The sequence below is a fragment of the Domibacillus tundrae genome, assembly GCF_000970675.1.
Classification (GTDB): Bacteria; Bacillota; Bacilli; order Bacillales; family Domibacillaceae; genus Domibacillus; species Domibacillus tundrae.
Genome location: NZ_LAJA01000001.1, coordinates 277,969 through 290,313, shown reverse-complemented (window position 1 = coordinate 290,313; position 12,345 = coordinate 277,969). Strand labels below are relative to the sequence as shown.

At 45.0% G+C, this 12,345-nt stretch carries 14 protein-coding genes; 4 read left to right on the top strand and 10 right to left on the bottom strand.

Annotated features, from left to right (window positions below; genetic code table 11):
- Nucleotides 1–103 precede the first annotated feature (103 nt).
- Nucleotides 104–946 (top strand): TetR/AcrR family transcriptional regulator, encoded by an 843-nt coding sequence (locus VQ00_RS01355; protein WP_046178331.1) that lies wholly within the window; start codon nucleotides 104–106, stop codon nucleotides 944–946.
- 107 nt (nucleotides 947–1,053) lie between these two features.
- On the opposite strand, the gene VQ00_RS01350 is transcribed toward VQ00_RS01355, so the two are convergent.
- Entirely contained in the window at nucleotides 1,054–1,530 is a 477-nt protein-coding gene (locus VQ00_RS01350; protein ID WP_046178330.1) for a hypothetical protein, read from the bottom strand.
- A 373-nt stretch (nucleotides 1,531–1,903) separates the two neighbouring features.
- Between VQ00_RS01350 and VQ00_RS01345 the strand changes: the two genes are divergently transcribed.
- Nucleotides 1,904–3,604, top strand: a complete 1,701-nt coding sequence (locus VQ00_RS01345) for a methyl-accepting chemotaxis protein (protein WP_245617990.1) — start codon at nucleotides 1,904–1,906, stop codon at nucleotides 3,602–3,604.
- A gap of 68 nt (nucleotides 3,605–3,672) precedes the next feature.
- Here the strand turns inward: VQ00_RS01345 and lepB are convergent, their stop codons facing one another.
- Nucleotides 3,673–4,095, bottom strand: coding sequence for a signal peptidase I (gene lepB, locus VQ00_RS01340; protein WP_342666982.1), 423 nt, complete (start codon nucleotides 4,093–4,095; stop codon nucleotides 3,673–3,675).
- Nucleotides 4,096–4,524: 429 nt separating this feature from the next.
- Nucleotides 4,525–4,920 (bottom strand): hypothetical protein, encoded by a 396-nt coding sequence (locus tag VQ00_RS01335; RefSeq protein ID WP_052728260.1) that lies wholly within the window; start codon nucleotides 4,918–4,920, stop codon nucleotides 4,525–4,527.
- Between the two features lie 267 nt (nucleotides 4,921–5,187).
- Between VQ00_RS01335 and VQ00_RS01325 the strand changes: the two genes are divergently transcribed.
- Both VQ00_RS01325 and VQ00_RS01320 read left to right on the top strand, forming a co-directional pair.
- Nucleotides 5,188–5,979, top strand: a complete 792-nt coding sequence (locus VQ00_RS01325) for a nucleotidyltransferase domain-containing protein (protein ID WP_046178328.1) — start codon at nucleotides 5,188–5,190, stop codon at nucleotides 5,977–5,979.
- A complete protein-coding gene (locus tag VQ00_RS01320) occupies nucleotides 5,976–6,584 on the top strand; it encodes a GNAT family N-acetyltransferase (protein ID WP_082091422.1) in 609 nt (202 codons plus the stop codon). The genes VQ00_RS01325 and VQ00_RS01320 overlap by 4 nt, the downstream gene beginning before the upstream one ends.
- A gap of 76 nt (nucleotides 6,585–6,660) precedes the next feature.
- On the opposite strand, the gene sda is transcribed toward VQ00_RS01320, so the two are convergent.
- The 7 genes from sda to VQ00_RS01300 all read right to left on the bottom strand — a co-directional run bounded on the left by sda (nucleotide 6,661) and on the right by VQ00_RS01300 (nucleotide 12,213).
- On the bottom strand, nucleotides 6,661–6,801 hold the full coding sequence (sda, locus tag VQ00_RS17920; RefSeq protein WP_082091421.1) for a sporulation histidine kinase inhibitor Sda: 141 nt from the start codon (nucleotides 6,799–6,801) through the stop codon (nucleotides 6,661–6,663).
- 83 nt (nucleotides 6,802–6,884) lie between these two features.
- The gene (locus VQ00_RS01315) at nucleotides 6,885–8,015 is read right to left on the bottom strand and encodes a CapA family protein (RefSeq protein ID WP_046178327.1); all 1,131 of its coding nucleotides are present in this window, start codon (nucleotides 8,013–8,015) and stop codon (nucleotides 6,885–6,887) included.
- A gap of 34 nt (nucleotides 8,016–8,049) precedes the next feature.
- Complete coding sequence (locus VQ00_RS18380; RefSeq protein ID WP_156153939.1) at nucleotides 8,050–8,199, bottom strand: hypothetical protein; 150 nt, start codon at nucleotides 8,197–8,199, stop codon at nucleotides 8,050–8,052.
- A gap of 143 nt (nucleotides 8,200–8,342) precedes the next feature.
- Nucleotides 8,343–9,488 carry a DUF3238 domain-containing protein gene (locus VQ00_RS01310; protein WP_046178326.1) on the bottom strand — a complete coding sequence of 382 codons (1,146 nt, stop codon included), beginning with the start codon at nucleotides 9,486–9,488 and terminating at the stop codon, nucleotides 8,343–8,345.
- A 178-nt stretch (nucleotides 9,489–9,666) separates the two neighbouring features.
- A complete protein-coding gene (locus VQ00_RS18375; protein WP_156153938.1) occupies nucleotides 9,667–9,822 on the bottom strand; it encodes a hypothetical protein in 156 nt (51 codons plus the stop codon).
- A 95-nt stretch (nucleotides 9,823–9,917) separates the two neighbouring features.
- Nucleotides 9,918–10,898: a putative sodium/potassium/calcium exchanger gene (locus tag VQ00_RS01305; RefSeq protein WP_046178325.1), complete on the bottom strand. Its 981-nt coding sequence runs from the start codon at nucleotides 10,896–10,898 to the stop codon at nucleotides 9,918–9,920.
- Nucleotides 10,899–10,977: 79 nt separating this feature from the next.
- Nucleotides 10,978–12,213, bottom strand: a complete 1,236-nt coding sequence (locus tag VQ00_RS01300) for a S1C family serine protease (RefSeq protein ID WP_046178324.1) — start codon at nucleotides 12,211–12,213, stop codon at nucleotides 10,978–10,980.
- Nucleotides 12,214–12,345: the final 132 nt, after the last annotated feature.

Genomic DNA, 12,345 nt, shown 5'->3' with positions numbered 1-12,345 from the left:
ATTTTTAACTTAAATATATATGACTAGCTGGTCAGCCGTCAATCAATTTAATGTTTCAAAATCGTGACCAGTGGGTCATAATAGAAAGAAGAGGTGACAGACTATGAACGAAAAAGCAAAAATGATTATTAAAACATCCATGAAATTGTTTGCCCAAAAAGGCTTCACTGCTACATCCATACAAGAAATCGCTACGGCATGCGGCATCTCGAAAGGCGCTTTTTATTTACATTTCAAATCAAAAGAAGCGCTGCTGCTAGCTATTTTGCATTATTACTTTGACCTGCTTTTTGAAAAATTAAATACGATCGAGATAGAATCGCTTCCGCCACGCGAAAAGTTCGTGAAACAAATCGAATGCCAAGTACGCGAGATTCATCAGCATAAAGAGTTTCTCATTATGCAGGCGCGTGAAAATGCTATCCCATTTAATGATGAAATTGAAGCATTTATTTTCAAAATGCGTACGGAAACGCATCGGTTTTACCATAACCGCTTGTTCGCCATTTACGGCGAGCGGATCAAGCCGTACTTTTGGGATATGGCAATTTCGCTCCAAGGCATTGAACACTCGTTTTTGCACATGTCCATGATGGATAAAGTAGAAATCGACTACCGCCAGTTTGCCGAATTTATGCTCGACTGCGCCGATGACATGGAGGCTGGATTCCAGCGGCGCGCCAAACAGCCGATCATCGATCCTGTCGCCATGAACGGCCTGTTTAAAGAAAAACTAAACGAAGACATGATCACTTTATGGCTGACCGATTTGAAAGCAGGCAGCTGGACAGATGATGTTCACGTGTCGCTCGACGTCATTGAGCAGGAAATCACCAGCGGTACACCGCGTGCCGCTGTCCTGCGCGGTATGCTCCGCAATCTTGCCGAAGAACCCGGACTTCATGAGTTTATGCACGTTTTAAAAGACTATTACAAGCTCGGTTGATCCATCGCTTCGTTGCCATTTCCATGAACAACGTTTACATTTCGTAGCGAATCCAGCCGCCAATCAATAAAAAAGCCGCTCTGCGTGATGAGAGCGGCTCTTCCTTATTACGACTGCGGGCGGAATCCTTCTTCTGTTAAATAACGTTCCGCTTCTTTAAACGACTCAAAGCTTTCTTCCAAATTCATACCGATGTACACGTTCCAAAGCTCGTCTTCATTCGAAAGCACAAGCGTCTGGCCTTCGCGGTTCTTCCACTCGGTTTGCTTTACAAGTTCTTCCTGCTCAATCACTTCATCTTCGGGCTTATCCGATAAAAACCGAATCGAATCAGCGATCACAGCACGCAATTCCGTTTCCGAAAAATCCCGGATGTTCACAAGTCCTTTTGAATCCACCGTGTAGCCGGGCAAATCCCCAACGAACACGAATCCATTTCCATTCGGATGCAAGTGGTACACGACAACCGTTTTTTCATATAAGCTTTCCTCAAAATGATAGTTCACGCGCTTCATTGATACCTCTTTCGCCGTCAGCTGCGGGAATGTATCGATAATCGCTTTTTTTTCTTCAAATGTAAGCATGGGACGCCTCTTTTCTTTCTTGATGAACGTAGTATATCATTTGATGTCCTATTTTTAAAATTAAACAAAAAATTAATGTAACTAAATGTAAAAAGATTCTTACTTTTCAATTTTGAAAAATAAATGACTTTATTATGTCTGTACAGATATAAAGAAAGATTCACAAAAAATTTGATTTTAAAGGGCTTTTTTACTACTAATTTCATTGTTTAATATGTGAATAGTCTGTATAATCCAAAAAGTAAATCAATAAAAGATCATGCTAAAGCTTATATTCGTTTTAGTGAAAGGGGAAGATTTGTTAAAAATGAAGCTGCATACTCTTAAAGGAAAATTAGTGGTCTTGTGCCTTTGTATATTAATAGTTCCGGCTATGATTATAGGCTTAAGTTCCTATAACCTTTCCAAAAATGAATTGGATCAATCCGGGGAAGCACAGCTCAAAAGCCAGGTGAAGATGACCCTTGCGATGATCAATCTGCTTAATGAAGAAGTGGAAGCAGGGGAGCTGACACTGGAAGAAGCACAAGAAAAACTCCGTCAAGAGTTACTTGGCGAAAAAGATGCGGAGAATATACGCCCGATCAATACGGACTACACTGTTGGTGAAACCGGCTATGTATTTGCTGTAAATGAGGATGCAGTTTCTGTTATGAATCCTGCAAACGAGGGAAAAAGTATCATTGATCTTAAATCAGAAGACGGGGTCATGGTTGGAGAGTCGTTTCTTGAAATAGGAGCAAGTGGCGGCGGTTATGTTACATATAAATATCCGCTTCCAAACTCTGAAAAAGCAGAAACAAAAGTAGTTTATGTAGAAATGGACCCTCATTGGGGCTGGATTGTTGGAACAGGAGCATATGTAACAGAATTTAGTGAAGGCGCAAACAGTATCTTGTTGTTTTTATCCATTATTATGGTTGCAGCTGTCCTGATTGGCGCTTTTGCCGTAAATTATTTTTCAAACCGCCTGACAAAACCAATCATCCTTATTGGAAAAGAATTGAACAAAGTAGCTGATGGAGATTTTACGGGTGAAAAAGTTGCTGTTCATTCAAAAGATGAGATTGGCCAGCTAGCTTTCGATTTCAATAATATGACGGATAGTATGAGAAAATTAATTCAGCATGTCGCCATCTCCGCCGAACAAGTAGCCGCATCATCTGAACAGTTAACAGCCAGTGCGGATCAGACAACTTCAGCGACAGAACATGTGGCATCCGCGATTCAAGAGATTGCCAGTACGGCAGAAGCCTCAACAGGGAAACTGCAAAGAAATTCTGATTCGTTGAACGAAGTATTGACAGGTGTTACACGAATTTCAGAAAGATCCATAACAGTGGCTGAGATAGCAAGGGAAACTGCGGCTGAAGCAGAAGAAGGTGGCCAGTCCGTTGAAAAGAACTTAAATCAGATGAAGTTTATTCATGAATCAGTTGGCGAGTCCAATAAAGTGATTAAATCCCTTTCGGAACGTTCAAAAGAAATAGGAAAGATCCTGGATGTTATAAGCGGCATAGCCGCGCAAACGAATCTGCTGGCATTGAATGCAGCGATAGAAGCAGCCCGCGCAGGTGAACAAGGGAAAGGATTTGCGGTTGTTGCTGACGAAGTGAGAAAATTAGCGGAACAGTCGCAATCCTCTACAAAATTAATTGCCGACTTGATCAACCATATTCAAAAAGATATGGAAAACTCGGTGAAAACCATGAGTGATGTTATGCAAAATGCGGAACAGGGTGTCGAAGTATCCATTGAAACGTCAACGAAGTTTCAGCAAATTATAGAGAGAACAAGAAACATAACACCGCAACTAGAAGAAATTACCGCTACCGTGCAGCAAATATCCGCAAACGTGGAAGAAGTTTCTGTTTCTGCCAACGAAATTGCAAATCTTGCACAAGAAAATGCGTCCAGTTCAGAAGAAGTGGCGGCTTCCACAGAGGAACAATTGGCCTCAATGGAAGAAATCAGTACATCCGCAAAATCGTTAGCCACAATGGCTGAAGAATTAAAAGAAGTAACCAGTACGTTTAAGCTGACGGATAGTGCTAGAGCCGATAATTCTATTTAACTTACAAGTATAAGACTAAACCACATATAAAAAAAGTCGTCGCCAAGTTCACTTCTGGCGACGACTTTTTAATATATTTTAATCGAAGTGAACGGATAAAACCGCAGCTGCACCTCGCCAATTACGCTGTCTTCCTGAATCAATCCGAACGTGCGGCTGTCCTTGCTGACGAGCCGATTATCTCCCATCACAAATAAATAACCGTCCGGCACTGTTTCATAGCCGGTTTTCTCCAAAAGCGTAAAGTCTCCCATTAGCTTTTGTCCGGGCAATAAACCATCCTTTGCGTCAAGGTAAGGCTCCTCTGTCTCTGCCCCATTCACATACAGTACATCGTTTCTTACTTCAATCGAATCGCCTGGCACCCCGATGACACGTTTAATATACGTCTCGTCAGCGTCCGGCGCATCAAACACAATTTGATCAAACCGCTCAATCTCAGTTGTCTTTGTGGCAATGACCTTATCTGCCTCTTCAAATGTCGGCGCCATCGACTCACCATGCACGATTACACCTGTAAAGAAAAATACCGGGCCGCTGTCGTGATAACAATGGCCAGGACAATCGATTTAATCCAAGACAATACTTCACTTCGATCCATTTTCAACATCATTTCTTCTCCTTTTATCAAAACGGGTTTTCAAACCCATAATACCTTTTAATCACTGTATCTGTCACCGCATCCAATTCTTCGCCAACTGCCGCCGGGTCAAGCATAAACTCGTCGCCGCATTCTGATGGTTTGACACGAATTCATCTCCTTACTTATAAACAAGCAAAATAAAGGAAAATATTTCTTATTTATTATAAAGTAAAGACATTTACTTTGTCCATTCACCGACAAAAAGACTTGCCGGATGAGGGCAAGCCTTTAAAATTCGTATTCTTAGCGTGAGCATTTCCCACTAAACATGAAAAAATCACTTCACAGCGATTTTCTCCCGGAGCCCTTCCAAATAATTCAGTACCTGTCCGCGCATTTCGGGCCGGGCGAGCGCCATTTCGATGCTTACGCGCAGGTAGCCAAATTTATCACCAATGCCGTAGCGCTGTCCGTCTAAGCAAACGGCGTGGATCTGGGAAGCGGCGCACTGCTTGCGCAAGGCGTCGGTCAGTTGAATTTCATTCCCCGCACCGGGGTCCAGTGTTTCGAGGATGTCAAAAATAGACGGTTTGAGCACGTAGCGGCCCATGACAGCAATCATCGATGGCGCTTCATCCACAACCGGCAGCATTTCTTTCGGCTGCGCTTTTGTGGCGGGCAGAAACCGTGTGCCAAGGCCTGCCGTAGGAATGACTGCTTTTTTAATCGTCATGCTGAATTCCTCCTTTGTCGTCCAAACACCCAAAAGCGGCTGCCGTAAAACGTGACCACCATGCCGCCGAGTGTAGCGATGATTTTTCCCAAAATGAGCGGCTGCCCGTTCAAAATGGATAGCAATACTGTTGAAAGAACGGTGAAAGGCAAAAAAATGCCTGGCCTTTTTTTATAAAGACTAGGCATTTTCCTAAACATTCACCTTCAGTTATGGTTTACAATAACCGGAAAACCAAGTACACTACCGCAAATGGAGGTTTTTCCAATGGATAAAGAGATTTTGCAGTCATTAAGAGACATTGAACAAGAAAATGACGTGAAGGTGCTTTATGCCTGTGAATCAGGCAGCCGCGCATGGGGATTTTCGTCCAAAGACAGTGATTACGACGTCCGCTTTTTCTACGTGCACCGGCCTGATGTTTATTTAAGCATTGACCCTGTTGGCTTAGGCAAAAAACGGGATGTCATTGAGCGGCCGATTCACGACCTGCTTGATGTGAGCGGCTGGGATTTGACGAAAGCGCTGAAGCTGTTTCGCAAATCGAATCCGCCTCTTTTAGAATGGCTTTATTCGGATATTATCTATGAGGAAACGTATGGGGCGGCCGAACAAATGAGAGAGCTGAGCCGGGATATCTTTTCTCCATCTTCATGCATTCATCATTACACTAACATGGCCGCGAACAATTATCGTGCCATTGACGGCAAAAACGAGGTCAAACTTAAAACGTATTTTAACGCCCTGCGTCCGGTACTGGCCGCGAAATGGATTGCACAGCGGCAGGAAATTCCGCCGCTTTCTTTTCATGCGCTGCTCACCCAAGTGGTGCAGGACCACGACTTATTTGATGCCATTCAACGGCTTTTGGAACAAAAAATAGCGGGAGATGAAGGAAACAAAGGCCTCAACATCCCGGTCATTGATCACTTTCTCGAAACAGAAATTGAGCAGCTTCGCCGGTACGCCGATAAGCTTCACTATCATCATATAGACGATCCGACTGAGCAGCTAAACCAATTATTCCGCCGCACATTACAGGAGGTATGGAGCTATTGAAAAAAATTCAATTAAAACCACATAGCCTCACCTACGCTGACCGTATTTTCGCCTTAACCTCTGCCCCTGAAGTAAAGAATGCGCTCGGCCTGCATGTGGATACGGTGGACAACACGATTGATTTTTTGCAGGCAGTGATGCAGGAAGAAATGGAAGGCAAAACGGTGTCACGGGCGATTTTCAATGAATTTGATGACTTGATTGGCATTACCACGCTCATGTTTATTGATAAGGAGAAAAAGTCATGCAGCCTCGGAACATGGATCGGGCACAGCTATTGGGGACAGGGCTACAATATCGCCTCAAAATACGCGATTTTACAGATTGCTTTTGAAGAACTGCATCTTGAGCGGGTTTTCATCGGAGCGCGCCTCGTCAACAAACGGTCGCAGCACGCACAAAAAAAGCTGCCCTTCGTAACGTGGCATGTCGAAGCGGACTATCCGGATGTTCATGCAGCGCTTGAAGAAAAAGAAAAACAAGCGTGTCTGCTTAATGTTGTGCATCGGGCTGACTTTCCACTGAACCGTTCGGCGCACACAGATGACATTTCTGACAGTCAGGCTGTTGTACGGGACGCCTCAATAAAACGTAATGAATCTTAGCAGTCTCATACGTCTATTCAGCCGATTCGCTTCAAAAAAGCAGAAAAGGGTTGTCCCGTTTTGAGACACCCTTTTTTTAGCTTACTTTTTTTTCCTCTATGGTCAAATTCCTCCGCTCCAGCTCTTCTTTAAGCAAGAGAAGAAAATCAGATTCCAGGTTGAGTTCAATTGCTTTTTTGTACGCCTCTAAAATGAATTGATCGGTTTGTTCTCTCATCGTCGGTGTCTTCCTCCTGTTCTAAAAGGAAGTATACCTTTTTATGCGTTTTTTCAAACTTCCTGTCATAAAAAAACCGCCCATTAGCTGGACGGCTCGCTGTTCATATACTGCACCCAATCCGATTCTTCAATTTGGTCGGATACATCGATAATTTTATCCATCACACGCTCTTTTTCTGATCCAGTAAGCCGTGTCGGCTGATAATCGTTCCGGTCCGTCCGCGACGAGATGGAAAACGGCACGACATTAAGGTCTTTTTTATCCGTCAATTTTCCTTCCTCTAAATGAAACGTCTGCTGGAATACGTATGTGTCTTTATCTGCCGGATTCCTGTTGCCGCCAAACATAAAGTTTCCGAGGCTGTAGACGATAAACTTGCCGTTGTATTCTTCAATGCCCTGCACGACATGCGGATGATGTCCGACAACAAGGTCCGCGCCCGCATCGACCGTAAACTGGGCGAGGGTGCGCTGTGATTCTTCGGGCACATAGCTGCGTTCAACTCCCCAGTGGAAATGAACAACAATGATCGACATACCCTCTTCACGCAGTCTATCAATATCTGTTTCTACCTGAGCACGGATTTCCGCTGTGTCTTCCCAGCCTTCGTAGCCGAGCGCCCCGACTTTAACACCTTTCACCTCGGTTACATATTGATCATCATAGCCGAAATACCCGATGTTTGCCGATTTCAAATTTGCTTTTGTATCTTCATACCCTTGCTCCAAATAATCAAAAATATGATTATTCGCTAAATTCACGGATTCAATGCCGGCATCATTCAAAATTTGTGTGTACGCGGGATCGCCTTTAAAGCGGAACTTTTTCACGGCTTTTTCCGTGGCTTCGGTCAGCGTTGTCTCCAGGTTCACGGTCGACACATCATCGTTTTCAAAAATGCCATCCAGCCCTTTCGTAAAATGCGCCAAGCCGCTTCGCTCCACTTCATCCGGGAACGATCCTGCGTATGTAAATGTCTCATCGGTTCCGAGTGTAAAGTCACCCGCAGCACTTATCGTAATGGATGTACGAACTGGCTCTTTTTCAGGCTCTATTATTTGTTTCATTACGTCTTCCGGCGCCTCTTCTGTCACAACTAAATTCGCCGCAAATGCTGCAGCAGCTGCTAAAAACAAGCCGAAAAGCGTCAGCCGTACCCAGCGCTTCAGGTGGCGCTGCTTTCTTCTTCCCGTCCTTTTTTGTTCTGTCATAATATAAACTGCTCCCCCTGCCCTATTTGTGCCATTATACTACATTCCCGGCACAAATAGGGCATGAATGGCGGGGTTTTACATCTGCTGCCGGCTCTTCCGGTGAAGCGTTAACTTGTTTGCCTAGCACTACTTTTTTCATTGGCGTAATATGCTGTGTGTCGATTTTGATATCCGCTTTCATATTGCATCGCCTATGATAACTTGATTTTTTCTTCCATGGCCATTTCAGCAAGCTTGTTTCAAATTCAAGACAAAAAGCAGCCTTCTTCTAAAGAAAGCTGCCAGATTAAATGTGTCTACTCGCCATTCGTTATGTCCATTCCTTTAGTTCACATTCGAATATCGCCAAAACCGGTTGGCTGTTTGGGGTGCAAGACGCTCCAAGCCCCGAGTTTTGGAACGATGCAGCGGCTTCCATTCTCCGTTCCCGTGCTTTAAATAAATTTCATGATGCGGCGCTTCATCATGCTCACCGCTAATATCAATGAATCCGTTCGGATAAAAGGCTGCGTACACTTCGTATACAATATCCGGTGACGGCATAAGTGGATTTCCGACAGAATGATAGAGCAAAAACGATACTTTTTCTTCATCTGTCTGAACACTTTTTACGACAATACCTTCATCAGATGCTGCTTCCCGCTTAACAAGTTCTTTATCGCGCGTGTAACCTTCTGACGCACCAACATCACGGGTCAATACGACTTCACGGCTGTTCACTTTTATTTCCGCACGTGTCCGGTACCGGTCCGCTTCCGCATCAAATGAACGTCCATCGCCAGTAAAATAGCGCATTTTCGATAATACATTCGGGTTCTCCACCCATTCATCTTCCAAAAACGTTGTGTAGCGCAGAACGTATTCCAACGGGCGTGACGATACACCATCATTCAGATGATCGGCCGGCCGGCCGATGTCTTTATCAATCAGAAATGTTTCAACCAGCATGTCATCTTCATCTTTTTTGACCTTAAGAAAATCAATTACCTTGGCCAGCGGAGACGATTTTTCCGTTCCCTCTTCACTTCCCAGCTCCAGTGGACGGATGCCTTTTATTTGATACATGTATGACTCGTTTGTGTCCACACTTTTGTCTTGAAAACCCGGTTCTGTTACCGTGCCAGCATAATCACCGTTTCGATAAATTTCATACTCTTTCACCCCACGGATCGGCTCCCAGGCCATCGCGACTTTTCCTGATGCAATGACTGTCGTGATGATCAGCTCTTGAAGCGGGATATCTTCATTTTTTTCTTCGCGCTCCACCGCTGTTGAGGTTTGTATTTTTAGCGTTTGATCGCCCTTGACGACATAAGAATACATCGTGCCAGGCTCAAGACCTGTATCCGTAAACGAATCATCACTGCCACTGTATACTTCTTGGCCATCTTTTAAAATACGTACCGGTCCCGCGCCCGTCCAGCTGAACGAAATTCGGTCCGGCGTCTGGCTGACTGATGTCACATTCATGATTCCGCCACCTTTCTTCCACTTATCTACCCGAATTGCACACGTTCAAAAACAAGATAAAAAAGAAGCCGATATCATCAGCTTCTTTTTCGTCCAATTTTCACAAGCGCTGCGATAAGAATAATGAGTGGGACCCCCAGCAACAGACCAAGTCCCATTGTGTAAAACCCTTCAACAATCATCGCCGTTCATCCAATTTCCGTTCAATTCGCTCTAACTGCTTCGTCCGCTTCCGCCACGACCGGACGCCATAGAAAATTAATACAGCCGGAACAATTAAAAAAAGCAGCATCACCAGTTGAAAGAAAACGTCCCCGGCATTGATGTCACTCATAAGAAAACCTCCACTTTTTTCTTTATTGTACAAGTTTTTTCCATAATTAAAAAGCCCCGGTGTATCCAGGACTTTTTTGTTTATCATTCAATTTATTAATGAAACGGCATTTTGTCAACGCCAAGGTCTTCAAGCAGTGTTTCCGCATCTTCAATGAGGCTTTCCGCTTCTGTTTTTGTTTCGTCATCCAATCCTTGCAGTATATCGCCGCCACGACCCGGTCCGCCTTTGCCGCCGCGTTCATTGATCTCAATGCCGAGCGCTGTCAGCTGCTCTTCCGCTTCATCATGTGTAACCGTGCCAGCTTCCACTTTTGCGAGAATGGCATCCGCTTTTGCCTGTGTGGCTTCATCCAAGTCCGCGTTTTCCACATCCTGTGACAAATGATCGCCACCTTTGCCCCTACCACGTTCATTAATCTCAATGCCGAGCGCTGTTAACTGCTCTTCCGCTTCATCATGTGTAACCGTGCCAGCTTCCACTTTTGCGAGAATGGCATCCACTTTTGCCTGTGTGGCCTCATCCAAGTCCGCATTTTCTACATCCTGCGCCAAATGATCGCCGCCTTTGCCTGCACCGCGTTCATTGATCTCAATGCCAAGCGCTGTCAGCTGCTCTTCCGCTTCATCATGTGTAACCGTGCCAGCTTCCACTTTTGCGAGAATGGCATCCGCTTTTGCCTGTGTGGCCTCATCCAAGTCCGCATTTTCTACATCCTGCGCCAAATGATCGCCGCCTCTGCCTGCACCTCGTTCCGGCATCGTCACACCAAGCGCTTCAAGCTGCGTCTTCGCTTCTTCTTCGGTAATTTCACCGGCTTCTTTTTGTTTCATAATCGCTTCCGCTTTTGCTTTTGTTTCGTCATCTAAATTCGCAAACATATCGCCACGCTCCTGAAGATCGACGCCAATGCCTTCAAGCTTTGTCCGTAAGTTATCCATAATTGTTTCCACTTTTGCTTTTGTCTCGCTGTCAAGCGCCGTGTCACTCGCCGCAAGCGCCGGCAGGCTGGCTGCACCAAGTACGCCTAGTGAAAGAGCTCCAGTCATCACAAAATTAAATACTGTTTTTTTCATTTATTTTCCTCCTCAATAGTTGTGGCATTTTCCTGCCCTGTTTGTACTGTAACCGGCTTTGGTGAAAAACCGGTGAAAGTTATTCACTTTGCGTAGATAATGTCATCGAAACGTTTTGCTGCTGGCCATCACGGTAAATAGTCATCGTTACCTTATCGCCAATTTCCGCTTCATTGTACAAATATTTGCGAAAATCCGCTGTGCTTGTGACTTCAGTATCATCGACTTTCACAACAACATCTCCTGTTTCAAACCCGGCTTCAGCCGCAGCGGAGCCTGTTTCTACTTGCGAAATAACGGTTCCTTCTGTTACCTTTTCCGGCAAATTCAGCTGATTCTGCACAACTTGACTCGATAATGCGCTGACATCCTCAAGTCCGACACCAAGATATGGACGTTCCACTTCTCCATTTGCCATCAATTCTTCAATGACCGGAATCGCATCTTCTGCCGGAATCGCAAAACCGAGTCCTTCAACGCCGTCTTCAGCAATTTTCAAGCTGTTAATGCCGATAACCTGTCCGGCGCTATTAATAAGCGCACCGCCGCTGTTGCCCGGGTTGATTGCAGCATCTGTTTGTATGACGTTTAGTTCCCATTCGCCAGCGGACGTTGTGACCGGCACACTCCGGTCAATCCCGCTGACAATGCCTTCTGTGACTGAGCTTGATAAATCAAGCCCGAGCGGATTGCCGATCGCCGCCACTTGTTCGCCGAGTTTTAACGCGCTTGAATCGCCCAAATCGGCCACTTCTGTTACATGATCACTGGAAATTTTCAGCACGGCTAAATCCGTCAGTGCATCGGTCCCGACGACATCCGCATCAACACGTTCGCCACTTGCAAGCGCTACTTCGACTGTATCCGCTCCTTCTACAACGTGGTTGTTTGTAACAATGTAGCTGACATCCTCGCCTTTTTTGAAAACAACACCCGATCCTGTTCCGGCTTCCGTTTCTTCCCCCGCTTCATTGGCTGTTTCCATTGGCTGCCCGCCAAAAGGATTGAATTGTTCCTCCGCCTGCAAGTTCACAACACCGACGACCGCTTCGTCAATCGAATCAATCGCGGATACAAGATCTGTTTGGGACGATGCTGTTGTCGACGTTGGCTGCACGGTTATTTCACTTGATGAATCCGATGCTGTTGTCTCCACTGTCGTCGCATTCGTTTCAAGCAATGACGGTGCCATGTAAAACATCATCGTCCCGCCGGCAAGCACACCTGTGAATGACGCGGCCGCTACTTTCATGAGACCGCCTTTTCCTTTTTTCTCAGGCTGTGGTGATGGTGTGTACCGTTCTTCTGTTTCCATATATAATCGCTCCTTTTGAGTAATGGTTTACTTGATTAACCTTATTGTAAAAAAGAAAAGTGAAAAGACGGTGAAAAGAAGTGGAAAGCATGTTTTTTTGCTAAACGACGGATATTTTGATATTAATTGGTC

Bases quoted from the DNA above. Each gene is read 5' to 3' on its own strand.
- VQ00_RS01355 (WP_046178331.1), top strand. From the start codon at position 104: ATGAACGAAAAAGCAAAAATGATTATTAAAACATCCATGAAATTGTTT.
- VQ00_RS01350 (WP_046178330.1), bottom strand. From the start codon at position 1,530: ATGCTTACATTTGAAGAAAAAAAAGCGATTATCGATACATTCCCGCAG.
- VQ00_RS01345 (WP_245617990.1), top strand. From the start codon at position 1,904: ATGATTATAGGCTTAAGTTCCTATAACCTTTCCAAAAATGAATTGGAT.
- lepB (WP_342666982.1), bottom strand. From the start codon at position 4,095: ATGGCGCCGACATTTGAAGAGGCAGATAAGGTCATTGCCACAAAGACA.
- VQ00_RS01335 (WP_052728260.1), bottom strand. From the start codon at position 4,920: ATGACGATTAAAAAAGCAGTCATTCCTACGGCAGGCCTTGGCACACGG.
- VQ00_RS01325 (WP_046178328.1), top strand. From the start codon at position 5,188: ATGGATAAAGAGATTTTGCAGTCATTAAGAGACATTGAACAAGAAAAT.
- sda (WP_082091421.1), bottom strand. From the start codon at position 6,801: ATGAGAGAACAAACCGATCAATTCATTTTAGAGGCGTACAAAAAAGCA.
- VQ00_RS01315 (WP_046178327.1), bottom strand. From the start codon at position 8,015: ATGACAGAACAAAAAAGGACGGGAAGAAGAAAGCAGCGCCACCTGAAG.
- VQ00_RS18380 (WP_156153939.1), bottom strand. From the start codon at position 8,199: ATGAAAGCGGATATCAAAATCGACACACAGCATATTACGCCAATGAAA.
- VQ00_RS01310 (WP_046178326.1), bottom strand. From the start codon at position 9,488: ATGAATGTGACATCAGTCAGCCAGACGCCGGACCGAATTTCGTTCAGC.
- VQ00_RS18375 (WP_156153938.1), bottom strand. From the start codon at position 9,822: ATGAGTGACATCAATGCCGGGGACGTTTTCTTTCAACTGGTGATGCTG.
- VQ00_RS01305 (WP_046178325.1), bottom strand. From the start codon at position 10,898: ATGAAAAAAACAGTATTTAATTTTGTGATGACTGGAGCTCTTTCACTA.
- VQ00_RS01300 (WP_046178324.1), bottom strand. From the start codon at position 12,213: ATGGAAACAGAAGAACGGTACACACCATCACCACAGCCTGAGAAAAAA.